This window comes from Brevibacterium moorei, from assembly GCF_024580735.1.
Taxonomy (GTDB): Bacteria; Actinomycetota; Actinomycetes; order Actinomycetales; family Brevibacteriaceae; genus Brevibacterium; species Brevibacterium moorei.
The window spans coordinates 147,231-170,645 of the sequence record NZ_JANIJX010000002.1 but is presented as its reverse complement, the minus strand read 5'-3'; the positions used below and the strand labels follow the sequence as shown (position 1 = coordinate 170,645).

40 protein-coding genes are annotated in these 23,415 nt (G+C 66.0%); all 40 read right to left on the bottom strand.

Annotated elements, in window-relative coordinates; all coding sequences use genetic code 11:
- Position 1: 1 nt before the first annotated feature.
- The 40 genes from NQ034_RS02615 to NQ034_RS02420 all read right to left on the bottom strand — a co-directional run bounded on the left by NQ034_RS02615 (position 2) and on the right by NQ034_RS02420 (position 23,378).
- On the bottom strand, positions 2-1,336 hold the full coding sequence (locus NQ034_RS02615) for a phage portal protein family protein (RefSeq protein WP_257046874.1): 1,335 nt from the start codon (positions 1,334-1,336) through the stop codon (positions 2-4).
- A gap of 95 nt (positions 1,337-1,431) precedes the next feature.
- On the bottom strand, positions 1,432-1,635 hold the full coding sequence (locus NQ034_RS02610; protein ID WP_257046868.1) for a hypothetical protein: 204 nt from the start codon (positions 1,633-1,635) through the stop codon (positions 1,432-1,434).
- A 19-nt stretch (positions 1,636-1,654) separates the two neighbouring features.
- Positions 1,655-2,905: an AAA family ATPase gene (locus tag NQ034_RS02605; RefSeq protein ID WP_257046867.1), complete on the bottom strand. Its 1,251-nt coding sequence runs from the start codon at positions 2,903-2,905 to the stop codon at positions 1,655-1,657.
- Entirely contained in the window at positions 2,902-3,090 is a 189-nt protein-coding gene (locus tag NQ034_RS02600) for a hypothetical protein (protein WP_257046866.1), read from the bottom strand. Before NQ034_RS02600 ends, NQ034_RS02605 begins: the two co-directional genes overlap by 4 nt.
- A 9-nt stretch (positions 3,091-3,099) precedes the next feature.
- Complete coding sequence (locus tag NQ034_RS02595; protein ID WP_257046862.1) at positions 3,100-3,318, bottom strand: hypothetical protein; 219 nt, start codon at positions 3,316-3,318, stop codon at positions 3,100-3,102.
- Positions 3,319-3,382: 64 nt separating this feature from the next.
- Positions 3,383-3,538: a hypothetical protein gene (locus NQ034_RS02590; RefSeq protein WP_257046860.1), complete on the bottom strand. Its 156-nt coding sequence runs from the start codon at positions 3,536-3,538 to the stop codon at positions 3,383-3,385.
- An 88-nt stretch (positions 3,539-3,626) separates the two neighbouring features.
- Entirely contained in the window at positions 3,627-4,037 is a 411-nt protein-coding gene (locus tag NQ034_RS02585; protein ID WP_257046858.1) for a helix-turn-helix domain-containing protein, read from the bottom strand.
- A gap of 65 nt (positions 4,038-4,102) precedes the next feature.
- Positions 4,103-4,438: a hypothetical protein gene (locus NQ034_RS02580; protein ID WP_257046853.1), complete on the bottom strand. Its 336-nt coding sequence runs from the start codon at positions 4,436-4,438 to the stop codon at positions 4,103-4,105.
- A 68-nt stretch (positions 4,439-4,506) separates the two neighbouring features.
- The gene (locus tag NQ034_RS02575; protein ID WP_257046852.1) at positions 4,507-4,752 is read right to left on the bottom strand and encodes a hypothetical protein; all 246 of its coding nucleotides are present in this window, start codon (positions 4,750-4,752) and stop codon (positions 4,507-4,509) included.
- Between the two features lie 93 nt (positions 4,753-4,845).
- Positions 4,846-6,312 carry a terminase large subunit domain-containing protein gene (locus NQ034_RS02570; protein WP_257046848.1) on the bottom strand — a complete coding sequence of 489 codons (1,467 nt, stop codon included), beginning with the start codon at positions 6,310-6,312 and terminating at the stop codon, positions 4,846-4,848.
- Positions 6,309-6,845, bottom strand: coding sequence for a helix-turn-helix domain-containing protein (locus NQ034_RS02565; RefSeq protein WP_257046846.1), 537 nt, complete (start codon positions 6,843-6,845; stop codon positions 6,309-6,311). Before NQ034_RS02565 ends, NQ034_RS02570 begins: the two co-directional genes overlap by 4 nt.
- Positions 6,845-7,471 (bottom strand): hypothetical protein, encoded by a 627-nt coding sequence (locus tag NQ034_RS02560; RefSeq protein WP_257046844.1) that lies wholly within the window; start codon positions 7,469-7,471, stop codon positions 6,845-6,847. The genes NQ034_RS02565 and NQ034_RS02560 overlap by 1 nt, the downstream gene beginning before the upstream one ends.
- 285 nt (positions 7,472-7,756) lie before the next feature.
- The gene (locus NQ034_RS02555) at positions 7,757-7,945 is read right to left on the bottom strand and encodes a hypothetical protein (RefSeq protein WP_257046843.1); all 189 of its coding nucleotides are present in this window, start codon (positions 7,943-7,945) and stop codon (positions 7,757-7,759) included.
- Between the two features lie 135 nt (positions 7,946-8,080).
- Entirely contained in the window at positions 8,081-8,341 is a 261-nt protein-coding gene (locus NQ034_RS02550; protein ID WP_257046842.1) for a hypothetical protein, read from the bottom strand.
- A 307-nt stretch (positions 8,342-8,648) separates the two neighbouring features.
- Positions 8,649-8,807: a hypothetical protein gene (locus tag NQ034_RS02545; protein ID WP_257046841.1), complete on the bottom strand. Its 159-nt coding sequence runs from the start codon at positions 8,805-8,807 to the stop codon at positions 8,649-8,651.
- A gap of 274 nt (positions 8,808-9,081) precedes the next feature.
- Complete coding sequence (locus NQ034_RS02540) at positions 9,082-9,636, bottom strand: P-loop-containing protein (protein WP_257046840.1); 555 nt, start codon at positions 9,634-9,636, stop codon at positions 9,082-9,084.
- Positions 9,633-10,526 carry a hypothetical protein gene (locus tag NQ034_RS02535; protein WP_257046839.1) on the bottom strand — a complete coding sequence of 298 codons (894 nt, stop codon included), beginning with the start codon at positions 10,524-10,526 and terminating at the stop codon, positions 9,633-9,635. The genes NQ034_RS02540 and NQ034_RS02535 overlap by 4 nt, the downstream gene beginning before the upstream one ends.
- Positions 10,523-11,422 (bottom strand): hypothetical protein, encoded by a 900-nt coding sequence (locus NQ034_RS02530; RefSeq protein ID WP_257046835.1) that lies wholly within the window; start codon positions 11,420-11,422, stop codon positions 10,523-10,525. The genes NQ034_RS02535 and NQ034_RS02530 overlap by 4 nt, the downstream gene beginning before the upstream one ends.
- Entirely contained in the window at positions 11,419-12,333 is a 915-nt protein-coding gene (locus tag NQ034_RS02525; RefSeq protein WP_257046834.1) for an ADDT family thymidine hypermodification transferase, read from the bottom strand. The genes NQ034_RS02530 and NQ034_RS02525 overlap by 4 nt, the downstream gene beginning before the upstream one ends.
- Positions 12,330-13,244, bottom strand: coding sequence for a hypothetical protein (locus NQ034_RS02520; protein ID WP_257046833.1), 915 nt, complete (start codon positions 13,242-13,244; stop codon positions 12,330-12,332). Before NQ034_RS02520 ends, NQ034_RS02525 begins: the two co-directional genes overlap by 4 nt.
- Entirely contained in the window at positions 13,241-13,987 is a 747-nt protein-coding gene (locus NQ034_RS02515) for a ParB/RepB/Spo0J family partition protein (RefSeq protein ID WP_257046832.1), read from the bottom strand. The genes NQ034_RS02520 and NQ034_RS02515 overlap by 4 nt, the downstream gene beginning before the upstream one ends.
- A 152-nt stretch (positions 13,988-14,139) precedes the next feature.
- On the bottom strand, positions 14,140-14,418 hold the full coding sequence (locus NQ034_RS02510) for a hypothetical protein (protein WP_257046831.1): 279 nt from the start codon (positions 14,416-14,418) through the stop codon (positions 14,140-14,142).
- Positions 14,419-14,429: 11 nt separating this feature from the next.
- On the bottom strand, positions 14,430-14,597 hold the full coding sequence (locus NQ034_RS02505; protein ID WP_257046830.1) for a hypothetical protein: 168 nt from the start codon (positions 14,595-14,597) through the stop codon (positions 14,430-14,432).
- A gap of 610 nt (positions 14,598-15,207) precedes the next feature.
- Positions 15,208-15,933 (bottom strand): FAD-dependent thymidylate synthase, encoded by a 726-nt coding sequence (gene thyX, locus NQ034_RS02500; RefSeq protein ID WP_257046829.1) that lies wholly within the window; start codon positions 15,931-15,933, stop codon positions 15,208-15,210.
- The gene (locus NQ034_RS02495; protein ID WP_257046827.1) at positions 15,930-16,244 is read right to left on the bottom strand and encodes a hypothetical protein; all 315 of its coding nucleotides are present in this window, start codon (positions 16,242-16,244) and stop codon (positions 15,930-15,932) included. Before NQ034_RS02495 ends, thyX begins: the two co-directional genes overlap by 4 nt.
- Positions 16,241-16,426: a hypothetical protein gene (locus tag NQ034_RS02490; protein WP_257046826.1), complete on the bottom strand. Its 186-nt coding sequence runs from the start codon at positions 16,424-16,426 to the stop codon at positions 16,241-16,243. The genes NQ034_RS02495 and NQ034_RS02490 overlap by 4 nt, the downstream gene beginning before the upstream one ends.
- The gene (locus NQ034_RS02485; protein ID WP_257046825.1) at positions 16,416-16,649 is read right to left on the bottom strand and encodes a hypothetical protein; all 234 of its coding nucleotides are present in this window, start codon (positions 16,647-16,649) and stop codon (positions 16,416-16,418) included. Before NQ034_RS02485 ends, NQ034_RS02490 begins: the two co-directional genes overlap by 11 nt.
- A complete protein-coding gene (locus NQ034_RS02480; protein ID WP_257046822.1) occupies positions 16,646-16,831 on the bottom strand; it encodes a hypothetical protein in 186 nt (61 codons plus the stop codon). Before NQ034_RS02480 ends, NQ034_RS02485 begins: the two co-directional genes overlap by 4 nt.
- Positions 16,824-17,150 (bottom strand): hypothetical protein, encoded by a 327-nt coding sequence (locus tag NQ034_RS02475; protein WP_257046821.1) that lies wholly within the window; start codon positions 17,148-17,150, stop codon positions 16,824-16,826. The genes NQ034_RS02480 and NQ034_RS02475 overlap by 8 nt, the downstream gene beginning before the upstream one ends.
- On the bottom strand, positions 17,147-17,374 hold the full coding sequence (locus NQ034_RS02470) for a hypothetical protein (RefSeq protein WP_257046820.1): 228 nt from the start codon (positions 17,372-17,374) through the stop codon (positions 17,147-17,149). Before NQ034_RS02470 ends, NQ034_RS02475 begins: the two co-directional genes overlap by 4 nt.
- On the bottom strand, positions 17,371-17,742 hold the full coding sequence (locus tag NQ034_RS02465; protein ID WP_257046819.1) for a hypothetical protein: 372 nt from the start codon (positions 17,740-17,742) through the stop codon (positions 17,371-17,373). Before NQ034_RS02465 ends, NQ034_RS02470 begins: the two co-directional genes overlap by 4 nt.
- Positions 17,739-18,230 carry a hypothetical protein gene (locus tag NQ034_RS02460; RefSeq protein WP_257046818.1) on the bottom strand — a complete coding sequence of 164 codons (492 nt, stop codon included), beginning with the start codon at positions 18,228-18,230 and terminating at the stop codon, positions 17,739-17,741. Before NQ034_RS02460 ends, NQ034_RS02465 begins: the two co-directional genes overlap by 4 nt.
- Positions 18,231-18,295: 65 nt before the next feature.
- The gene (locus tag NQ034_RS02455; RefSeq protein ID WP_257046817.1) at positions 18,296-18,637 is read right to left on the bottom strand and encodes a hypothetical protein; all 342 of its coding nucleotides are present in this window, start codon (positions 18,635-18,637) and stop codon (positions 18,296-18,298) included.
- Between the two features lie 59 nt (positions 18,638-18,696).
- Entirely contained in the window at positions 18,697-18,870 is a 174-nt protein-coding gene (locus NQ034_RS02450) for a hypothetical protein (protein WP_257046816.1), read from the bottom strand.
- Positions 18,871-18,946: 76 nt separating this feature from the next.
- Positions 18,947-20,419, bottom strand: coding sequence for a hypothetical protein (locus NQ034_RS02445; protein WP_257046815.1), 1,473 nt, complete (start codon positions 20,417-20,419; stop codon positions 18,947-18,949).
- 130 nt (positions 20,420-20,549) lie between these two features.
- A complete protein-coding gene (locus tag NQ034_RS02440; protein WP_257046814.1) occupies positions 20,550-21,419 on the bottom strand; it encodes a tyrosine-type recombinase/integrase in 870 nt (289 codons plus the stop codon).
- 14 nt (positions 21,420-21,433) lie between these two features.
- Complete coding sequence (locus tag NQ034_RS02435; RefSeq protein ID WP_257046813.1) at positions 21,434-21,892, bottom strand: hypothetical protein; 459 nt, start codon at positions 21,890-21,892, stop codon at positions 21,434-21,436.
- Positions 21,889-22,653 carry a hypothetical protein gene (locus tag NQ034_RS02430; RefSeq protein WP_257046812.1) on the bottom strand — a complete coding sequence of 255 codons (765 nt, stop codon included), beginning with the start codon at positions 22,651-22,653 and terminating at the stop codon, positions 21,889-21,891. The genes NQ034_RS02435 and NQ034_RS02430 overlap by 4 nt, the downstream gene beginning before the upstream one ends.
- Positions 22,654-22,782: 129 nt before the next feature.
- Positions 22,783-23,070 (bottom strand): hypothetical protein, encoded by a 288-nt coding sequence (locus NQ034_RS02425; RefSeq protein WP_257046810.1) that lies wholly within the window; start codon positions 23,068-23,070, stop codon positions 22,783-22,785.
- 119 nt (positions 23,071-23,189) lie between these two features.
- Positions 23,190-23,378 (bottom strand): hypothetical protein, encoded by a 189-nt coding sequence (locus NQ034_RS02420; protein WP_257046809.1) that lies wholly within the window; start codon positions 23,376-23,378, stop codon positions 23,190-23,192.
- Positions 23,379-23,415: the final 37 nt, after the last annotated feature.

The following is a 23,415-nucleotide window of genomic DNA, read 5'->3' as shown; positions in this document are numbered from 1 at the left end:
GTCACGCCTCCAGCTCCGACATGCGGGCCAGAATTGACTCCACCCGCGCCAGGGCCGTGTCGTCTTCGGCCAGGGTGGGAATGGGTGCCCCCGCGGGTGTTGGCGTGTCTACGTCCTGCTGGCGGGCTGTGGACGGGTCTGCCTCCGGGAGACCGGACCGGGTGCGCACATAGTCCTCCAAGCGGGCGTCCGGAGTGAGGAGACCCGCGGTGGTGAGCGTCGCCAGGGACTCCGACGTGATCGCCCCATTGTCAGCCAGGCGGCCGGGGGACATGACCGGGTACGGTTCATCCGGGCCCCAATTGACCTCCACCAGGTCGCGGATGATGTGCTCCGTTGCCACCTCCGCAATATCGTCCGCAACGGACTGGAGGGACGACAGGAAGAAATCCGTTTGGGATTCGCCCAGGCTTCGGGCCCCGGCGTCGTGGCCGAGGTCCAGGAACATTGCCAGGGCCGACCGGGAGGTCTGCTGGTCGTGGTAGTTCATGCGGGCCACCGCGTCCACGGTGGAGCCGGACACGCCCACCAGGCTGAAGTCGGATAGCCCATCTCCGACGGGGAGGGCAACACCCGCGGCTTCGCCCGCGCGGACGTTCCGCACGATCTCCTCCGCGTCCTCCTTCGCGCCCGGGATCGTCGGATCGTACTTCACCACGGGGATACCCATGCCGTTACGCTCCACCGACTGCGCATCAACCCGCATCAGAACGTCCTTGATCAGCCAATGCTTGTAGGCGGTACGGAGGATGGAACTGCCCGTCCAATCTCCGCCCTCCTGGTCGAGCACGTACCCGACCAGCCGGTCCACGGGAATGAAGATCGGTTCATGCACCCGGGTGAGGTCCAGGGGTTCCTGCCAGATACCGGCCAGGCCGCCGTCCCGCTCCACCTGAATCTGCGTGATGGTCTGCGGCATCCGCGGGGCCAGCTTCCGCAGGTGAATATGGGTGGGATCGGTGGGGGTGAAGTGATAGACCTGCTCGAAGAACATGTGGCCGTAGGCGAGCATGTTCAGGGCTTCCCGCACGTGGTGGCCCCACACGATTCCGTTCCTGCGCCGCCGGGTCCGGCCCTCCCCGGGAAGAGTGACGCCCAAGTCTTTCGTCACGAACTCCATAACCTCCGGGCGGACGTCATCCCCGGTGAGCTGCCAGTGCGCGCCCTGGATCGGCAAGCGGATCGCCTTCAGTAGGGACGCCACCTGCCCATCAGACCGTTTCATCTGGCTGTAGACGGCATTGCAGAGCGGGTATTCCAGCTCCCACGTGTGCTCGTCCGGGCGTGGCGTGTACGTCGTCTTGCGGTCCCTGCCCGGCGTGTACGACGCTTCCATGCCGCCAGGGTTGCCAAGTTCAGGTCGGATGATCGTCATAACGACACAATGCGGCCCCGCCCCCCGAGTGTGGGGGACGGGGCCGCTCAGCCGCATCAGTTGCCCGGAGTCGGGAAGGTGTTCCCGTCGATCACGCCGCCGGTCATCTCCGGGACGGGATCGGCTCCGAGGTCGATCACGCCGGGAGTCATGGCCGGGACGACGGTGGCGGGCGGGTTGGCGGCGGCCTGGCTGGGGGCGCAGGCGGCGAGGGTGAGGGCCGCGGCCGCGAGGGCGACGGCGAGGGTGTAGCGGTGCATGGTGATTAACTCCTTCGGTTCAGTTGGTGGCGGGCTGTTCGCCGTCTTCGATGTACACGCCCACGGTTCCGGTCTCGTCCACCCGTTCGATCCACACCTGGAATCCGTGCTCCCGGGCCTGCTGGTCGAGCGCTGCGAGGCTCTTGGAATCCAGGTCGTTGCCGTCCTGGACCCGCAGCACCTTCAGTGCGGGGGCCTGGCGCATGGCAATGGCCGTTGCGACCCTGAGGCGTTCGGCGGTGGAAGCCTGCTGCAGCGGCACGTCGTGGTAGGTGACGCCGGTGTCGTTGAATCCGAGGCCGGGCACGGGCATGTCGGCGGCGGCGAGGCCTTCCCGCTTCTGCTCGTCCAGTTCTCCGATCCGGGCGGTCAGGTTCTCGGACTCCTCCTTGGCGGCTTCCATGTCCGCGGTGAGGGCTTCCAGACGTTGCCGCTGCTGGAATGCTTCCGCCCGCGCGTCTGCCGCGCGCAGGTCCAGCTCCACTTCGTCGGGGTCGCGGTACAGCGCGTAATTGCTGTTCGCCTTGGACAGTTCCGCCTCCCACGCGCGGGTCTTATCCTCCAGCCGTTTCACATTGGCGCGGGCGTCTTCCAGGTCAGCCCGTGCGTTGTCCAGCCGGTTGTGCGCTTCCTCCATCACACCCCGGGCGTTCCTCGCCCGGGACAGTTCATCGGTGAGCGCGGCAATGTCCACCGGCTCAGCCGTCACGTCCACGTCCCCGAGTGAGCTGATAGCGCCCGCCAGGCGCTTCGCATCCCGGTTCACCGCGGTCCGCTGGTCGTACGCCTCCTGCCGGTCGGCTTCCAGCTGCGCCGGATCGAATGGCAACTCCACCAGGTCCAGCAGTTGCGAAACCTGATCGGCCGGGCGGAGGCGGAGGAACGCCGTCGGATCGAACGACAGGGAACCCAACAGGGCGTTGAGCACTGCCTGGGGGCTGGAGAGCTTCGCGCCCTCCTTCGACGTGACCTTCAGAGCGGGCATCTTCCCCTCCTGCCAGGTGCGCTCCACGATCAGGTCATCCAGCTCCAGGCGGACGCTGGCAGTGTGCGCGCCATGCCGGATCACGTCGGGGTTCTGCTTGGACGTGGTGGCGTTGTCCAGGGCGGACCACAGGGCGTCGAGCACGGACGTCTTGCCCTGCCCGTTGGCTCCGGTGATCTGCACCAGGCCGTCCGCGTCCGGGGTGATCCGTACGGCCTTCAGCCGCTTGTAGTTCTCCGCGCGGAGTTCCACGATTCGCTGCTGCTGGTATCCGGTGGTGGTCATGATGGTGTCTCCTCTTTCTGGGTGATGGTGATGGACTGAATCTGGGAGCGGAAGCCGATGATGACTTCCACGGTGGAGCTGGTTGGCATGTCGAGGCGGTAGGCGCGGGTGATGACCGCGGCCACCTCCTCCAAGGTCATGCCGGTCTTCTTGTCGAGGGCCTTGGAGGTGATGGACTGCTTCACGGTGTCCTTTCAGTAGACGGGGATGAGGGAGTCCAGCGGGTAGTCGCTGAACTTGGTGTTGGAGAACCACAGGCGGGCCTTGGTACGGACCTGGCGGCCGGTCTCGGTGTCGTAGCCGCTACCCGCGCGGTTGACGCGGTAGACGCGGGCGGGCCATTCCTCTCCGGCGGGGACGGCGTAGTCGTCAACAGAGATGGTGCGGGCGGTCTTGAAGATGCTGTGGTTCATGGCGGGGTCCTTCCGGGCGGGGCCCCGGGCCGGTTGGCCCGGGGTGTAACGAACGGGTTATGCGTCAGTTCGCGTAGTCGGAACCGGTGGCGTTGCCGGAGCCGAGGCGGCGGAGCAGTTCGTTCTTGATGTCGGACTGCTCGAAGGCGTCCCGGCGGTCAACCGCGTGGGTGAGGGCGTTGATCAGCATGTCGTTGGTCATCTTGGTGAAGTCCTGCATGATTCCTGCTTTCCGGGGGCCGTCCCCCTTGTTCGTGCTTGTAGTTATACTATAACATATTGCACGAGGGGACGGCAAACCCCGGCCCCTACTCCCACACGATCCGCAACCCCGGCACCTCCTCAACCACCTGAACCGCCACAACCTTCCACCAATCCAACGACGGCCAGAAGCTCAACCCCAACGCCTTCCGGTCCAGCGCCCACCGCTCCAGGTCCACCGGCGTCCGCGGTATAGCTATACGGCCCGGGCGTCCATCCCGCACCTGAACGCGAGTGTGCTGGCGGACCAGATAGTCAATGGCCTTCTCCGTCTCCTCCCGCCATGCGCTGAACTCCAGCACGACACCCGGCGGCATCGCCCGCTTGCCCTTGTCCCAGTCGCGCACGGTCCCCGAATCCACGTCCAGGCCCCGGGCCACGTCTCCAATCGACAAGCCCAGGTACACGCGGATAGCGCGGAACTCCGCCGCCGTCATCTCCGGCAATTCGTCTCCCATATCTCTCCTTCTCTCCATAACGGGGCCCAGGCCCGCTAGCGGTTGCCAGCAGGCCCGGGCCGGGTTCACTTCTCCTTGAACAGGTCTCCGAACGACGTTCGACCCCATCCGCCCAACTCCGCGCTGAACCAATGTACCCACGACGGCCCACAGTAGGCCCGATCCTTGCCGACGAACGCTACCGATTCGCCGTCATCGAACAGGTGCCCGTACGTCCCCCGGTCGGTCGTTCCCGGCTCCAGCTGGCGCAGGCAGTGCGCTTCAGCGTCCTTGTGCAGGTCGCGGGCGCGGGCCGCGTTCATGAGCGCGTCCATGCCGTCGTTGTCAGCGGCCAGGAAGTCGTCCATGTAGGCGCTGGCGAGCTTGCGGGCGGTTCGGGTGATGGTCTCCAGGTTGGTCATGGTGTGTAGTTCCTTTCGAGGGGGCGGGGCCGCTGTTGTTCGCGGCCCCGCCGGGGGAGTGATGGGGATCAGTACTTGCGGACGTTGTGGAAGTAGGGGTGGGTCGGAGTGAGGTGCGCCAGGGTGACGGGGGTTTCCGCGGGAACGTCCATGAACACGTCGCCGTACAGGTGGACGATGTAGTCGCTGGAGCGGTGGCAGGTCTTGATGAAGACGGGTTCGGTGAACTCGCGGTCGCCGATCTTGCAGAGCCATTCGCGGGGTTCGATGAGGTCGGCGGCGGTGGTGATCCCGGGGGTGTAGGCGGTGTTCATGGTGTGAGCCTTTCTGCTCGCGTTGCCGGGGGCTCATCCCCCGTGCTGATAGTTATACTATAACACTCTGCACGGCGGGAGGCAAAACCCGGGTCAAAACCCCCGATCCCGCAACCCCGCCGACACCGACCGAACCCGCTCCCGCCGACCAGCCACAGACTCCAACGACGACCGCCGCTGCCCCCGCAACACCAACTCCATCACCAAATACCGCAAGGCGTCAGGCACGTGGTCATTCACGTTATGCGTTGCCGCGTCCTCCGGGTTCCGCTTGTCCCGCGGCAGGGATGGAAGATCGCGGATCACGTTCACGCACGTCGAATACACCACCAGGCGCGGATGCCCCGGGCAGTCCTCCCGCCCGCACGATCCTTCGCACGGCCGGGGCCGCAACAGCTCGTCTATCATCGCCCACCCGGCCAGCCGGTCGGAGTTGGAGCGGTGCAGTTGCCCGCCAAAACGCTTGTAATACTCGTACGCGATTGAACCCTTGTCGGGCGCGTCAGAACCGGGCGCGAGCTTCGCCCCCGAATTGCCCATACGATTCCACATGGACCGGTCGGCCGCCACCGGCACCGGACGCCCACGGTCCCGCTCACCCTCCGCCTCCGAGTCCAAGATCAGCTGCGCCTGCTGGCTGGCCGTCATGTCCGTCTCCATCAGCTCCCGATAGATCACCACGGTGCCATCCGGCATGAGCGCACCCCACACGGCCGCGAACGGATCAGCCACGCCATAGTCCACGCCGACCGCCCGCGGATGACCGACCAGCTCCAGCGGGTAGTCTTCCGGCTCCACCACATGCAAGTCCCGCCGCCACTGCGGGAACCGGACGGAACCCAGGAGGATATCCCAGTCGCCTTCGATCATAGCCCGCCGCATCACCGGGTCCAGGCCCGACAACGCCTGCAAATATGCTTGCTGGTCCAGGTGGGGGTTGTCCGTCAGGCGTGACGGCACGTAGGCGCGCACGGTGCCCGTCTGCGTCCGGAACCGCTGGAAGGCGGGCGCGGGGGAGATGAACCGCTGCTTCACCCACGCATGGCCAATACCGCCCGGGTTCGCCGTCGCCAGGGAATGCGGCCTGATACCCAGCTCGTTCATCTTCTGCAGGACGGTCCCGGAAGCGCGGAGGCGGCCCCGCAGGTACGTGTACTGGTACTTCGTGAACTGGGTCAGCTCGTCCACCAACAACAGCTGGAGTTCCGCGCCCTGCCACTTCTGCACGTCGTCGTCGTACTGAGCGTGCCCCAGGCGGAACTCCGAGCCGTTCGGGAAGTAGAAGATCGCTTCGCCCTTGTTGAACGTCGCTTCGGTCGCGTACTCGCCAATACGACGGCGCAGCTCGTGAAGTTCCTGGTGGGTACGGCGGAGCAGGAGGACCGCTGAGCCGGGCACCAGGCGGCACATGCGCAACCCGGCGGCTATCAGGGCATACGATTTCCCGCCGCCAGCACTACCCCCGAACAGGAGTTCGTCCACGTCCAAGCTGAGCGCCAGCCGTTGTTTCTCCGTGGGGACAATGACCGGCCGCTCAACCCGCGTCAGGGTGGCCGTCAATCCTCATCCACCACCACGTCGATGATGTCATCATCGTCGGACGCTGGAGCTCCGGTGAGGGCGTGCGCCATGTTGTTCGTCAGCGTCTCCGCCTCCACGATGATCGTCCGCGTGGTGATCTGCGCGGCCTCCGGCTCCACGTTGACGCCCATCATGCGGTTCACGGATTCCTGCGTGCGGACGATCAGCCGGGCCGCGGCCAGGCGGTCCTTGGGGGAGTGGGTGGGAATGCGTTTCGTCTCCACCCCGTCCTCCGTCATCTCCGTGTGTTTCTCGGTCGCGTTGAGGATGCTGGCGGCCTGGCGGAACACGTTGTCGTACCGCTCCAGCGCCACCCGGCGCAGCTGGTCCACGCCCTCCACCTCGTTGCGCTTCAGGAGCTTCTTCACGGCCATGTAGGCGCTGGAGCGGTCTTTCCACCCCAGGGCTTCAGCTATCTGGTCGTAGGTGGCTCCGTTGGCGCGCAGCTGTAGGGCTTTCTGCGCCCGCATCTCGTTGTTCGTGTCGAGCTTCGGCCGTCCGCGTCCTCCCATCAGGCGGCCACCTTCCGGCGGCGGTGGCCAGCGGCCCCGGCGTGGGCGTCCAGCAGGGTGCGGGCGCGCTGCAGCCGGTACCGGTGCTCCCGCGCGTCCCGGCGGGTGTCTCCCAGCGGGTCCGCGGGGTCGGCCAGCATGGACAGGGCGGACGGGTGTCCGGACGCGGACAGGACGGGGAGGCCGCGCGCAAGGGGCCGGTCCTCCTCCGTGTACGCGTACAAGGGCAGGGCAGGGTCGGACACGTTCATGTCGAACAGGGTCAACTGCACGCCGGTGACGTGCTCCGCCAGCTCCCGGGCGGTATCGAACTTCGGCGGGGCCGGGCGGCTGGTCTCCTCCCAGAGCAGGCCCGCGTCAATCAGGTTGCCCAGCGCGGCTGAGAGGAGGGTCTGCCGGGGGATGCTCAGGTGCATGTCCGCGGCAATGTCCCGGGCGTAGGCTTCCAGCGCGTACCGGACGGCGGTGGCCACGGTCTCCGGGTCGTAGATGGACAGGGCAGGGTCTCCGAGTCGGAGCCAGCCCGCGCCCTGGCAGATAACGCAGGTGGGGCGGATGAGTTGGTAGGTGGTGCGGGTGCAGGCGGGGCACAGCATCCACGATGGTTCGACAGTGCGTTGGTTCACGGCGGTCTCCTGGCGCGTAACGAACGGGTTACACGTCAGGATACCGCTGGAGGCTGGTTACCAGGCTTGACGGTTCAGCGCGTGTCGCGTATCTACGGCCTTCGCGCGACGGTCTCGGAGGCGCTGGTTGAACTCGTAGGCGGCGGCGAGGGCTTCGGGGGTGCGGCCGCATCGGGTGGCGATGGTGTCTACTGGGGCGGCTAGTTCGGCCAGCCAGGTTATGTCGCCGGTAGTGTATTCGCGGGGTTCCGGGATGGGTGCCATACCCCCGATTATCCCATGTGTTCAGCCTTTGCGGCGGCGGAACGTGTAGGTGGAACCGCGCCAGAACCGGCGGGGCTGCACCAGTTCGACCTCCCAACCCTTCTCCAACATCTTCTCGTACTTCTTCCGGTCTTTCCGGTCTTGCACGATTAGGTTCATGACCTTGGTGTCGTACTTGATCCCGGGTTCGCGCGGGGTGGGGGTGCTCATGGTGTCGTTCTCCTTGCGGGTTGGGGTGGTGGTTTTCAGCCTACACGGGCCGGGCCCGAACCTGAGTTGGTCCGGGGCCCGGGTTGTTAAGCCGTCCGGCTCGGACGAGCGGATACCCTGCGTGCGGCTGCTACGCTACAGTGCGTTGATGGATTCGACCTTCACGGCCTTGAAGTTTGCTTCCTTGTTCTGGTGGCCGTGCGGTGCGAATACTTCCAAGCCGAGACGCTTGGCGGTTGCTGCGATTTTCTGCGGGGTTACTTCGAGGACGTACGCAAGTGTCATGAGGGACACGACTTCACCTTCGTGCATGGAAAGTGTGTATCCGGCGAAGTCTTTGGATTGAATGGTGTTGAGCGCGGTCTTGAGGTCTGCGGCGGTGAGTTTCGCGGTCATGGCGGGTTCCTTCCCGGTTAGCCGGGGGCTCGTTCCCCCGTGCTTATGTTTATACTATAACACATTGCACGGCTGGAGGTAAAGCGGCCGGGCGAACCACTGTCCGCCCGGCCGTCCCCTCACTCCGACTTCGGAGGCCGCCCACCGTGACCAGGCCGCCCGGCATTCCACCGGTCGATGGTCTCCGGGAGCCACCCCCGCGCCCGCCCGATCTTCGCATCCGGCTCCGGGAGCTGATACTTCGACAGGCTCCGGGAGTCAGCTAGGCCCAATCGGGCGGCCACGTCGGCTAGTGACAGGTAGTGGATCACCGGTGGTCCTTGCGTTCCGCGTTGGCTGCGCGGATCGACGCTACGGCCGTGACGATGGCTCCCGCGGCGAAGACGACCTTGAGGGCCGTGTGGTCTGCGGTCGTGCAGGCGATTGCCAGGGTGCAGGTGATTGCGGCTAGTGCTGCTGGTTTCATGTTGTTCATTGTCCTATCCTGGGGTGAGGCCCCGCCCGGAGCTAATTGGTCTAGTTCCGGGCGGGGGGTTCTGTTTACTCGTTATCCTCCTCGTCCTTCCGCTTCTTGTCTTCTCTCCGGTTCCGTTGATCCGAGTAGATCACGTATCCGAGTGAGATGATTCCGGCGGCTTGGCTGAGGTGGTTGAGTATCTCATCCCATGTCATGTTCACCTCCTTTCATACCTTTATTCTACCGTAGTCAACGGTAGAAAACAAATCCGGAGGCCCGCCAATCACCCCAACCTGAGATGATCCCGGAACACCGCCGCCACCTCACCAGGCCCCGCCGCCGACGTATCCACCTCCAACACCCGAACCCCAGCACCCTCCAAATCCTGCGCAGCATTCGCCGCAGCCGTCACCCTCCCAGCAACCCACGAATCCGACTGAGCCGACCCCCGCACAGCAAACCGCTCAGCCGTCACATACTCCGCCGCCACCAAATGCCCCACCAACAGATCACACGACGACGACAACGCCGCCAAGAACTTCGCCGTACCCAACCGCGCGCCCTCACCCACGACAATCTCCGGAACCCGGTTCGACAACGCCCACTCCACCGCCTGAGGAGACACCGCCATGCTCAGCCGATCCGTCCCCGGGAACCGGCCCCCGCGCACTCCCAGATACGCGCCCGACCGGCCCCGGAACGGCTGGACCTTCAGCAGCGGCCAAGCATCCCCGGCCGCGTCCGGCGGGTCCAACCGCACCCCGTTGAGCACATGCCGGACCGTCGTAGACTTGCCCGTCCCCGGCCCGCCAATCAGGTACACCGCCCGCCGCCTCACGTCGTCACCTTCAACGCCTTCAGCATTCCGCCGATAATCTCCGGCGCAGCACGGACGCCAGAATGATGAGCCGGGGGAACAATGATGCGCCGCCCGGCCTTCAGCGGCGTCAGATCATCCGGGTCTGCCCCGTACGGCCTCCAGCCCTCAACCGGCGCACCGACCTCCTCAACGATGACGCCGGGGAAGTGTGTCTGTAGCTGCTCGATGCGTTGTCCGAGATGCCTCAGCGCCGTATCCGGGTGACGCCGGGGAGTATGAATGCGGGAGGTTCCGATGAGGAACCGCCCGGGCTTGGACGGGACGGACGTTGCGTATGCGACGACAGACCGCTGAGGTCGTCCGTACAGCTGGAGCCCTCCAACCCTGTCCAACGCGTCCTGAGCTTCCGGGGGGAGCGTCAACCGCGCGGGCGCGGTCCACCCCCATTCGAGCCGGACTGTCCGGGAGGAGAAACCGTGAGCCACCGCGATTGTCGATCCCTCAGGCGCGGAATCCCGGCGGCGGCCCGCGAACCGTTCCCGCGTACTGGAGACAATCGCAGGCACGTCAACGATGTACGTCGTTTCGCTTGGCGGAGTGCACTTGACTCCGGGCCATAGTTCGACGGGCTTGTATTTGGCGTACTGCGGGGGCTTCTTCGAGAAAAAGGCGAACACCGCGGGGGTGACGGTCCCCTTCGGGAAGATACCCGACCGCGCCCAAACGTCCCAGGCGCGCTTGTTCTGGACGTAGCGCGGTTTGACGTCTGGCATTACTACACCGTTCGTCGCCTTCCAGGCGGTCACGGGTGAGTCGTTGTCGTTCCAGGTGAACTCGATCCCGTGCGCCGCCAACTGCAGGGCAAGCGCCGAACCGATCCACCCCATGCCCTCGATATGCAGGCTCATTTCTTCGCCTCCGCTTCACCGATGAGGTCCAGCGCCGATTGCACGATGACGGGCGCTAGACGGACTCCAGACGATCCCGCGCTGGGAAGTTCGATCCCGCTGGGCGCGCGCCTAACCGTGTAGTCAGGCCGGGCTGGGAACGGCCGCCAACCCTCAACGGGCGAATCGGCGTCTAAGACGGTCAATCCTGGGAACAGGGTTTCGGCCTGGCCTACACGCTTGGCGAAGTCCCTCAGCGCTGCTTCCGGCCGCCGGTTCGACACTCCGGGCCGGGACGACGTTCCCAGCTTGAACTGGCCGGGTTCGCCGGGGATGGACGTCACATGCACTTTCTCGAACTTGTTGACCAGGCCGTACAGCTCCAGACCGGCCCCGGAGTCGATGACTGCCCGCGCTTCGGCGGGTAGTTTGATCCGGGCTCGCGCGGTCCAGCCCCACACGTACCGCTTCAGCATCCGCCCGTTGCCCCGGGCGACGACTTCCAGCGATCCTTCCGGCGCAGAGTCCCGCCTGCGGTCCGAGTATCTGGAGCGCGCCCACTTCACGACCGCGGCCACGTTGACGATGTACGCCGACAATCCCGGGGCGCGCTTCACGCCCGGCCAGAACTCCAGCGGCCGATAGGTTCCGCCGTGGGGCACGGTGACCTGGGTGTATCCGAACGCGGCCCGGCAGGCGGCAGACTCCGGGAGTAGGCCCTGCGCATACCAGCGGTCCCACGCTTCCAGTCCGCGAACTGCCAGCGGGTCACCGTCGGGGTATACGACACCGTTGGAAGCCCTCCAGGCTGTCCGCCAGGAATCAATGTCACTCCACGTGAAGTCAATGCCGTTGCGTTCCAGGTTGACGGCCAGGGTGCTTCCGAGCCAGCCCATGCCGTCAAGGTGGACGGTCATCGTGTCACCAGCTTCCCGGTCTCCTTGAACACGCGTTTGCGGGCCTTGTCGGGGCCGGTCCACCCGTTGAGTTCTCCGAGGTACGCGTGGGGGAGTGATTCGTGGCGGGCTTGGAGGATCATGCCGCGCATTGGTTCGGGCGCTGCGAGTGTTACCGACAGCATCACGTCAATGTCCCGACCGGTGTAGTAATCCCCGTGTGTGAGGGCGTTGAAGTCGCACAGCATCGTCTCCGCGTGCTCCACTCTCACCGGCAGGCCTGTGCTCTCCGCCAAGCTGGAGGTTATCCGGCGGCCCAGCCTGTCAAGCTCCGCAACGTCCTCCGCGGAGTTCCCCGTGGGCGCGTTCGGGAAGATCAACCGCATTCCCTTCCGGGGCCCGGATGAGTCCTTGTGCGCCATGTCTCCGATAGCGAAAGGGGCGCTGAGGACTTCCAGCGCGATTTCCGCCAACTTGTAGCTCGCCCACCGGCCATTCCCCGGCACTGATTCGACCCGCCTCCGGAACTCGCGCCACGCTTCAGCGCGGGAGGTCGGGAGGCCGTCGAACAGGAACGTGTTGAGAGACCCGGCCGCGCGGGCGGAGTTCACCCAACCGCGCATGTTCGCAAGCAGGACGGATTCCGCCCTGTTGCCCCGTCGTTCCGTCGCGCAGGGGAGCTTCCTGGGCGGTTGCGCGGCCGGGCCCATGTTGGAGGTCAGCCAGACTTCCAGCGCTGAGGCGATGTTGTAGAACGTCAGATAGTGGACGCACAGCCATGCGGCTTGTTCCCGGCTCGCTCCAGTCGTGTCGATCAGGCGGGCCAGGATCGGGTACAGGGGGTCAATGTCGCGTGAAGTGATCTGGTTGTAGGTGAAGCGCGATAGGTCTCCCAGCGCTTTCGCGTTCACCTTCGCAAGCGCGGTTGTCACGCCTGTTCCTTGTTCAGGCCGAGCTGTTCGCGGGCTTCTGCTGCCATGCGGCGTTCCCGCTCAGTCCGGCGGGCGGCGGCCTGCGTCGTCTCCTCCGCGTATGTGCGGCAGTTCTTCATCCCCTGGAGGGCGTAGAACACGCACGTGTACCGGTAGGCCGTATCCTTCTTCCCCGGGCGGGGCTGCATCGGGGTGACGCCGTGGACGACTTTCTTCCCGAAGAACCATGACACGTCGCCGTCTCCGATTGGCAGGGTGAGGTCGTATTCGGGGAGGTGGAGGTGGCCGCCGTTCATGCCGTACCGGATCGACGGCATGGCACTCCAGGTGTCGAAGTTGTTGCCGTCCCGGTGGTAGGGGAGCGTGGTCGTCTGGTTGATGACGCCGGACGTCCAGAGGGACTTCTCTCCCAGACGCCAGTCGTTCAGGATCGACTCACCCAGCAGCGCCGAATCAGCGTCGAACTGGGACCGGTTCAGCTCCGCGAACTGCTCGGCAAGATCGACGGCCAGGCGGTCCAAGATGTCCTGAATCTGCGGCATGCGTCCGGAGAGGATCGACGCTGAACAGGCTTCCCTCCCGGCTATGGGGCGTTTCGGCATGAACCCGAACGATGCGCCCTTGCCGACCATTGCGCCCTTGCCGCGCAACTGCCGGGACATGATCTTGTCCGACCCGAGGAGGGCCGCGCGGAGTTCCTTCCGGCGGTCTTCCGGGAGGCGGGTCACGTAGGCAATATCGTCGCCGGTCTCCGCGTCAACCACGGCCGTGTATGTTCCGGGCCGCGGGGACTTGAAGCCCGGCGTCAGGGTTGTTCCTACGGGCGTGCCCACGAGGGCGCTTGCCGCGTCCGAGGTGAGGACGCGGGACGCTTGTACTTCCGTCCGTTCTCCGAGACTGAGCGCCGTCATGCCGCCCCCTCCGCGTGGTCGTCCTGGTGAACGGGGCAAGCGTTGCCGGTGAGGCGTTCGATTGCCGTGATGATCGTCCACGTGTTCGAGTCGGTCCCGTACTCCTCCGACAGGTCGATCAGCTGGTCGTCCAGCCAGGTGAACGCCGCCACGGGGAGGTTGAGAATCATGATGCGCTGCTCGTCGTTCATGCGGCTGCCATCGTCCGTGATCCCAGTCGATTCGACGCCCGCAGCTCCCGCATCCTCCGGCCCGTCTTCGTCGCCCCCAGTCTGGAAGTCGTCCAGGGTCAAGTCGTTCTCCATGAGGGCCTGGAGGTCGCTGAGGTCATCATCCGCGAACCCTGTGCCAGTCAGGTCATCGTCCCCGTCCAGCAGCAGCAGTTGATCCAGGAGTGCCTGATTATCCCAGGTGGCGTCGTCGGAGGTCTTGTTGTCGGCCAGGTTCATCTTCGACGCCCTGGTGTCGTTGACGTCGATCATGATCACGTCCACGGTCGGCCCGAACTTGTCCGGCTGCTCCCCGTGCAGCTCCACCAACGCCTGCCAGCGATGGTTTCCAGCGATGATCTTCCGGGTGGACTTCTGCACGATCAGCGGCTGGAACACTCCGTTGACCATCATGGATTCCTTCACTCCGGAGACGACACCCCGGCGGGCGTTGCCGGGCCAGGGGGTGAGGGAGTCGAGTGGGACGGCTTCGGTTTTGAGGGTGGGGGCGTTGCTGTTTTTCGTGTTGGTCACGGGGGTCTCCTGTCCCGGTCTCTTGTGTGTTTGGTTTCAGGGTGGCGCGGGGGTTGGTGGTTGGGTGGGAGGTGGCTGGTCTGGAGGGTTGCGGGATGGAGGGCGTCCCGGGTCTGGAGGTTTCTCCGGGCCCGGGACGTTGAGGGGTTGGGTTACAGGTATCGGACGATCCAGCAGGCGTCGGATAGTAGTTCTTCGAGGGTTGCGCGGGTGACGTATTTGCGTTTCCCGTCGAGCTGGAAGGGTTCTTGGCCGGTTTCTACTCTGTCGATGGTGTCGCGTATCCAGCGGGTTGGGACTCCTCCTATGAGCGCTGAGGCTTCTTTGAGGGTGTAGCCGCGGGGGTTGTTGGGCGGCGGTATGGGGATGAGGTTTCCGTGGGGGTCTTCGGCCATGATTTGTTTCCCGTTGGGGGTGTCTATGAGTGCCATGTTGGTGTCTCCTATTCGGTTTGTTCGCGGCCGTCGAGGCTGTGATGGGTGAGGATTGTCCCCTCGCCCTGGTGTTCGACGGTGGGGCCGCAAGGGCATTCGGTGCCGCCGGTGTGGGTGATGGTGTCGTGGATGGGTTTGACTTCCACCGTGGTTTCGACGGTCCAGCCGGGGTTCATGCGCGGGCCTGCTGGCGGTAGTGGTTGACGGTTTGGCGGTAGTCGTCGGTCTGGAAGTATGCGGCCCAGTCCGTGGGGCCTTCAGCGGGCTGTTGGCGGTCGGGTGGGGGTAGTGGTGGGAGGCCGAGTTTGGCCCTGTAGGCGGCCTGCCCGGCCCTCCCTACGCATTGAGGTGAACAATGGGTGCGGTGTTGGTAGATGGATTGGGTGTCGCCGGGTTTCGGTGGCATGTGATCGCCGCACACAGCGCAGGTTTTCGCGGGGTCGTTGGTGGCGGGGGTGGTGTCGCGGTATCGGGCGTTGATGGAGTCGTCCCGGCGGTTCGTTCCGGCGCATTTGGGGGAGCAGTATCGGCGTTTCCCGAATTGGGCTCCGTTCTCCTTCGGGCGGGGCTTCAGTGGGGTTCCGCAGGTCTCGCAGGGCTTCGGAGGGAAGATGCGGTCGTGGCGGGCGCGGACGGCTGCGGTGCGGCATGTCTTGTTGCAGTATTTGCGGCGGCCGTAGGCGGAGCGGGTTTCTCCGGGGTGCGGGTTCATTGCCTGCCCGCAGTATCCGCAGACTTTCCTCACGTACGGGTCAGGGTGGGGTATGTAGGTTCCGCGTTTGCGGCTCATTCGTCGGCCTCCAGTTGGTGTAGGGCGGCGTGGTATTGGCGGGTGAGGTCGGTGCGGGCGGTGGCCTGCTGCCATGCCCGGTGGGCGACGGGGAAGTGCTCCGCGATGATCTCTTCGATCTGCAGGGCGGCCTGCCGGGTCTCGTACTGGGCGTGGGGGTCGGTGCGGGCGGTGAGGATGAACAGCCAGTCTCGGAGGCGGGCGGACATGATCATGGCGATGTAGTGGTCCGGGCCGAGGACTCCGCGGGCCTGCTCCTTCGACCAGCCGAGGTTCAGTTTGGTTTCGTAGGCGTCCCACGCGGCCTGGTGCACGGCCCGGGTGGCGGTGATTCCGGCCTGGTAGGCGTCTTCCGGGAGGGTGGTGCGCTGGTAGTCCATAGCGCGGCCCTGCTGCGCTAGTGGCGCGCCTGCTGGGGGGAGGTAGAAGACTGGCTGAAGGGTGCGGTAGCGGGCGGATTCGATGGAGAATCGGGCGGAGTGGTGGCGGACCAGCTGGTCGCGGACGAACGTGGGCACCTCCAGACCGATCTTCAGGAATGCGTGATCGAACGGGGACACGTGGCCCTCGCTCCAGAGGGTGCCCACCATGTTCTCGTAGCCGGTCGTGTGACCCTCCAAGCCTTTTGTGGAGGTGCGGGCGTCGGAGGCGATGGTGGCGTCGTCGCCGTAGTGCCCCAGGTCGGTGACGGTCATGGTGTGGCGGTATTGCAGGTCAGTCACTGGCGTGCTTCTTTCGGTAGGGCGTTCAGGATTGCTTCAGCCATGTCCAGGGTGTTTCCGGGCGGGACGGGAGCGGTTGAGTATTGGGCGATGCTGGCGGCGTAGTCGAGCTGGTTGATGATGTACGGGGCTGCGGCCGTGAGCATGAGGAGGAGTTCCGCGTGGTTGCAGTCCGGGTCCACGACGTCTCCCAAGCTGTCCTGCACGTAGCAGCCGTCTGCCGTCCACGGGAACGGACTGAACACGGCGGTTGACTCGTACCAGCCTTCAAGCTCGTTGCGTGCCGCGATGAGCGTTTCGTATGGGGTCACAGTTCACCGTCCTCGCAGCGGGCGCGGAGCTGCTGTATGGCAACGGCCGCGCGGTAGGTGCGGGCGTCGTCCGGCGTTAGGGCGGGCTTGTCTTCGACCTGCTGGAACTCCTCGATGAGTTCTTCCAGCCACTCCCGGGCGGACGTGATGCGGCGTTTGATCAGGATCGTTTCAGCGCTCATCGTTGGCCCCCGTCTCGGGTTCCCCGAACGTCTGGAGGGCGTTGGCGCACAACTGCAATACCTGGTCGCCGGTCATGGTGTGTTCCGCGTAGATTCCCATCGGCAGGTTCTCCCCGGGGCCCACGCCGGTGATGACGGCTACCCACGACACCACTTCGGTGCCGGGCTGGGACTTCTTCACGGCCTTGCGGACGGCCTTGTCGATGATCTGTTGGGCGTTCATTCGTTGTCTCCTTCTTCGGGTTGCAGGATGGTGTCCTCGCACATGCGGAGGAGACCGAGTTGGGTGACCACGGGCATGTCGCCGGTGGAGTCGTAGGTGGTTACCAGGTCACCGTCGGTGGTGGCGTGGTAGTCGATGGTGATTCGGCCGATGAGGACGGCCCCTTCCAGCGGGTCAGTCATGCTGCACCACCGCGAGCCGGGGGACGTACGGGGCCGGGACCGGTTCCGCGGTCGGGGTTGCGGGCGGGATACCGGAGGCCAGAGCCGCGGTCGGGCACGGGTAGGGGACGGGCTGGCCGTCGTCATCCCGACACGTCTGGCACAGCTGGCCAAGCTGGACATTCTGGTGGATGACGTCACCCCACCGGTCCGTGGCGTGCTGGCAGTCCGGGACGGGGCAGGGGCCCTCCGGCGGGAAGATCGCGGCCATGCAGTACTCGAACTCCATCACCGGCTGGTGCAGGTCCATAACAGCCTGGAGGTTGTCGGCGGCGGTCATCGGGTGGCCTCCGGCGTGTACCGGCGTCCGTCCCGCAACACGATGTAGCGTTCCGGGTGGTTGAGGGCCATGTCGAGGTCGATCATGTGGTTGCAGTTCGGGTTCCGGCAGACGAACCCGCCGACGGGCTCCACCCATTGCAGCGGATACCAACCGCCGGTACACGGCCACTCGCAGAAGTGCATGTGCTCGGAGCCGTCCAGGTCGAGGAGTTGGAGGTTCATGCGCGGTCCTCCAATGCGACGAGGAAGTCCACGAACATCTGCGCGCGCCTCACGTACACCTGTTGTTCGGTGGGGGAGAGGTTCTGCCAGGGCCGGTCCGGGTGGGCGTTCGGCCAGTACTCCTGCAGGGCGGCTTTAGCGCTTGCGCGGAGGTTTTCTGCGGTGTCGTGGGCCGCGTGCAGGGCGTGGTTCCTGCGGCCGGTGACCGCGGTGCCTTCGAGGTCGGGGACGGTTCCTGCAGGAATATCCGTGATGTAGGGGCGGCCGGGTTCGATGCCGGTCTGGATGCCGCAGCCGCAGGTGATTGCTCCGTACTCGTTTGCACGCTTGGTCTCGTGGCGGTTCAGCGCCGCCTGGAGGATGTTCATGCGCGGGCCTCCAGCTGTGCGGCCTGGCGTCCGGCGTCACGTCCGGCGTCGAATGCGGCCATCATGTCCCCGGCCCGCTTCAGTTCCGCGCGGCCCAGGGCTTCTGCGTGGTCGGCCTGGATGCGTTCCAGGCGTTCCTGGTTCAGGCGGCGCTCCTCCGCCAGCTTCGCCTGATACATGTCGGCGTCCTCCTGGCGGGCTTCCCGGATGCGGGCCTCAGCGGCGTTCATGACCGCGCGGACGGTTTCAACCTGGATGGATTCCACCAGGGCGTTCACGTCGTCCATTGCCTCCCGGTGGATGCGGGGCCGGGACATGCTAACTTCGGGGAGGCCCTGGGTGCGGTGGTCGGCGTACAGGCGGCGGGCGTCGGTGAGGGTCAGGTTCAGCGCGGGGTGGGGGAGTTCCAGCCTGATTTGCTGGCAGGTGTGGCAGTGGAGCCAGTGGCCGGGCGTGTGGTCGTTGGAGCCGCAGAGTTGGCGGGTCATGGTCGGTTGGTCCTTTCGGGTGGGGCCCGGGCATTGGCGGGCCGGGCCGTGAGTATTCGGGAGGGTCAGGCGGCAGCTTTGCGGCGTTCCAGGTCGAGAATTTCCAGGAAGGAGACGCGTGCAAGGGCGCGGTCTTCGCCATCTTGTTCGAGGTCAAGGGCGTGGTGTTCGGCGTCGATCCAGTCCTGGACCAGACGGAGGCTGGCGGGGCCCCAGATGGTGTTCCGGCGGCCCTGGATGTGCAGGAACGTTCCTGCGGGGCGCGGGGGAACGAATCCGGCCGTGGTGTCTTCGACGCTGATGACGTCGCCTTCGATGTTGAGGTTAAGGGCCAGGTTGCCGGGCGTGCTGTTGACCAGTTGGGCGATGCGGTGGGTGACGGGGGCGATGTAGGTGTTGAGGTTCATGGCTGATTCCTTTCGGTGCCCCGGGCGCGAGGCCCGGGGCATGACGGGTGGGGTATGCGTCAGTTGCGGGTTGCGAAGCGGCGCTTCAGTTCCGCTTCCATGCTGGAGACTTCCGCGGAGAGCTGGTCTGCCAGGTCGTCGTTTCCGGCGGCGAATGCCTTGCCCATGTTGTAGGCCTTGACGTTCATGACGCCGATCAGTTCGTCTAGGTCCATGCCGGTGTGGTCGTTCATGGTGTTTCCTTTCCGGGGGCCGTCCCCCTTGGTGTTGATAGTTATACTATAACAGAATGCACGCGGGGAGGCAAAATCATTCCCCTGCCACCAACCCCCGCATGAACGCCGCCAGCACGTCCGCCGACCACACGCGCGGCTCCGTGTCCGTCCCGGCCTCCAACTGCTCCAGCGTCCCCAGGGCCAACGTCGCAGCCTCCGCGGCTGCTTGCGCGGCCTCCGCGCCCTGTCGCGCCTTCACCGCAGCATCCCGCGCGGCCTCCGATCCCGTGCGCGCAGTCTCCGCGGCCGCCTTGGCGGTATCGGCCCCGGACTTCGCCGTGTCAGCGCCCTCCTTCGCCGTCTGCGCCTGGGCACGCGCGGTCTCCGCCTGCGTCTTGGCCGTCCCCGCGGTGTCGGCGGCGGACTCAGCCCCGGCCCGGGCGTCTTCGGCTCCGGTCTTCGCGGTCTCTGCGGCCGCCTGAGCAGTAGCGGCAGACCCGGCCGCAGCCTCCGCGGCAGTGCGCGCTTTCCCTGCGGCACCCGCCTGGGTGGCGGCATCGTTCCCGGCCGTCTCCGCCTTCCCCTGCGCGGTCTCAGCGCGGCCCGCTGCCGTGCCCGCGGTAGTTGCAGCCCCCGCCGCCGTCTCCGCGCTGCTTCCCGCCTCATCCGCCGAACCAGCGGCCGCCGTCGCCACCTTCTGCGCCTGCACGGCCGCGGTCTCAGCGGCGGTGCGCGCGGTACCGGCGGACGCGGAATGGTCTTGCGCCGCCACGGCTGCCTGCCCTGCTGCGGTAGCGGATTCCCCGGCCGCATCCCGGGAACCGGTGGCCGTACCGGCGGCGGTCTCCGACCGTTCGGCGCTTTCAGCGGCGTCTTCCGCGTTCGTTCGGGCCATAGTTGCGGCGGCGGCCGCGTCCGTGCGCGCTTGGCCCACAGCCTGCCGGTCCGCGCCCGTCTGCGCCACAGCCTCATCGGCGGCGGCCTGCGCCGTCTCAGCTGCCGTGCGCGCAGCCCGCGCTCCATCCGCCTCCGCTTTGGCAGTATCGGCCGCAGCCTCCGCGCGGGCCGCCGCCTGAGCGGCGCCGTCCACGTTCACATAGGCCGCCTCAGCCCGGTCCGCGGCCCGGCGGGCATCATCCCGCGCGGCCAACGTATCCAGGTACACCTGTTCGTTCACGACCGGCTTGAACTCCGGCGTGGGCTCAATGGGTGCGGCCAACGGAAGTTGCAGCGGGTCTGCGGCCGTGTGCTTCGCCTCCACGCGGATACGGAATCCCGGTACGGTCCCGTCCGTCATGCGGAACTCCACGTCGTACAGGCCGACCATGAGCCACACGCCAGCCCGGCCGTCCCCGCCCAGCAGAACGCCCGTCGTGGGGTCGTAGGGGCAGACGATGGAATCCCGCACGACCGTCACCGGCGGCATGGCCAGTTGCGCGGACGGCACCACCGGCGTGAACAGGACATGCCCCGCCGCTGGGGTCGGGTCCGGGAGACTGTCCCCGTCCCGATCCTCCCCGTTCGGGCGGACTGCCCTGCCCGTCACAAACCCGTACTCAATAGCCATGCTGCCACTCCTCGAATTGTCGTCTCCTCACATAGTGCCGCCCTCCACCCCGGACAGGGTGGAGGGCGGCGTTTTCGCGGACCTGTCGACCCAGCTATTCACTGGGCAAGCGGCCGATTTCGACGGGTTTTCAGGCAGGGTGGTCGACCAGGGTTTCCAGCCATGCGTCGAGGCGTGGCGCGGCACCGTTCTTGACGGACCTCCAGCCGCGGTCGTAGGTGGACAGGGGAGCGGTTGACACCCATCCCGCGCTGGCCGCCGTGTCCCGCGCTGAGATTCCCGCCTCCTGCGACAGGGTGACGAACGTGTGCCTCAGCATGTGGGGGCGCACGGTCCGGCCGGTGCCCGCCGCTCTCGTTACGACGTCCATCCGGGAGTAGAGTTCATCCACCGTGACCGGGCCGCGCAGGCCCATCAGGATCGGCCCCTCGTCCCGCCCCTGAGCGTGCAGCCGGATTGCGGCGACGGTCCGCGGTGCCAGGGCCAGGCGGTCCGCGCGGGAGGCTTTTCGGCCGGGCAGGACGATCACGGGAACGCCCGCGGTCACGGTCACGTCCTCCAGCTGGGACTGGAGGGCGTCACCCCGGCGGAGGCCGTTGAGCGCGAACATGCAGCCCGCCGCATACACCATGCTGTCGGCGTCCCGGGCGGTATCCAGCCAGGCGGTGAGTTCGCCGGCCGATAGCCAATCCCGCCCGGTAACCGGTAGGCGGCGGTGGACTCGAACGTGCGCTCCCGGGTCATCGGCGGTGACTCGGGAGCGGTACGCCCAGGCGTAGAACGACCTGAGGCACCCCAGCGCGCGGCCAACCGTGGATGGTGCGCAGCCGCGCGCCCGCTCCTCCGCCGACCACGCTTCAATGTCGAGCGTGGACACTGCCAGCGGGTCCAGACCGCGCCCGGCGCACCAGTGAGCCCAGTGCTTCAGGATGCGCCTGTACTCGTAGTGGTTCGGGTAGGCGGTCAGGAACCGTTCAGCGTGGCCGGTGAAGTCGTCCATGCGGGGTTCTCCTTTCAGCTGGGCCTCAGTCCCAGCGTCTTGTATTCCTCCAGGTATGCGAACGGTGGTTCGGTGAGGCCCGCGGCCCGGTCTGCTTCCCGCCATTCGCGGGTGAGGCGGCGGCGTTCCGTCATCGTCAACTCCACAGCCCGGTCCAACACCGCGGCCACCTGGAAGGCAGGCGCGGTAATCGACGGCATGGAATCCTCCTGGGACGCCCGCCAGACGCCTATGGGTTCCACGCGGTATAGGTCACCGTGGCCGTACAGGCTGGCATGGAATCGGGCATACAGGCGGGAGCACGACGCATACACGCGGTCCGGGTGCAGGCTGGGTCCGTCCATCCCATTGAACGCCTCCCCCTGGGCGCGGGCCTCGCACCAGGGGCACCCGTCATGCTGCTTGCGTTCATGGCCGGGCTCAATCAGGTCTCCGGGCTTCAGGCCGGGGATACCGCCGTGGTACCAGCTCATGCGTTGACCGCCCTCACCAGGTGGTCGGCCAGCTCGTCGGTCGTGTACGACTTCCAGCCGGGGAAGGAGTCCAGCGCTTCCTTAAGATTCTGATACCGGGCCTCGTCTTCCTTGGACCTCTGCGGGGCACGCCGGTACACGCGGGTCTGGCGGCTGGATGACGGCCAATCGGAATCCGCAAACCTCGTGTGGAATCCGCGAGGCTCCAAACGATCAATCACCAGATCGCCCTTGCGCGGTGGCGCATCCTCGGTCAGCTCCGCCCGCTCCCAGACCTGCTGTAGGTACTCCGTCAGGTCCAGGTCGGCGGGCTGCTGGCTGTACCGGGTCAGAGCCCACTCGGCACCTTTTCTAAATGCGACTCTGGCTACCGCGTTTACACTACCGTGCCGTAGGAGCGCCTCTGCGTTAACAGCCCGCTCCCAGTCCTCCGGCAACGGCTTCTGCTGGTTGGCCTGCAGCTCGTCCAGGCGACGCTTCACGCCCTCGATGCCCGTACCCCGCCCCAGGTTGGTCATGGCCGGGTGGTCCAGCACCTCAAGCCACGCCTGCGCCTGCCGCTTCATCACCAGGTCCGCCTCCACCACGGGATAGCATCGGCCCTCCGCCATTTCGGCATCCGTAAACGCACCACCGCTTGCTGTTAGCCACCGGTATTTCACCCCAGGATCAGGGTCGCGGGTTAGCAGAACCTCCCCGGCTTCCTCGGTCTCCATAACCGCGAACCTCGCCCGGGCGAAGTCCTCTTTCGTGTAGCTCATCCCTCGTTCTCCTTCACATCGTTCTTGTCGATCCATGAGCCCCCGTAGAATAGTGGGGAGTGAACCAGGAACCTCTCGGTTTCCTCGTCATAGTCAACGGCCCGAGCGTTCGGGACCGTCACCCGGCAATCAAACGGCGTCACGGTCGCCCCCGATCAGCGCGGCCAAGACGCTCTCGGCCACGGTTTCCAGGTCCCACTCATCGGACACCACGCGGTGCTCATCTAGTGCCCGCTCTACCCGCTCCACAGCCTCGTCTCCCATCAGCGCGGCACGCACCGCCTCCGCTTGGTGGGCGATCCTGGCTCGATAGGCAGTCGAAACTCTCGCCTTGCAATTGCAGGTCCAGCTTTTCCAGTCACGGTTCAATTCGGAGAACTGGTGTCTTGCCAGCGTCTCCGCGATCACGTCAGTCATATTCCAGACACCTCATTCGGTCGATACTTCTTCTTCAACTCGCGCTCAATTGACCCTTCACGATCCGGTACGCCTGCGGGCACGCATCGTGATAGCCGTTCGCACACAGGTCACTCCGCCTAGCAGCCACCACGGTTGGCCTCCTTCGGCTTGTCTTGGTACTGCCACCACTCGGGCGCTCCTGGAACATCCGCAAACACCCTGCGGCGGATCATTACCCGCAACCACACCAGCCGGTACGTATCCCGCTCCCGCACGGGATGCCAAGCGAACCAGTTGTGGGCCCTGCCGTACGTGAACAGGCTCATGCCGCCTCCTTCAGTAGTTGGCAGACAGCCGCCAGGG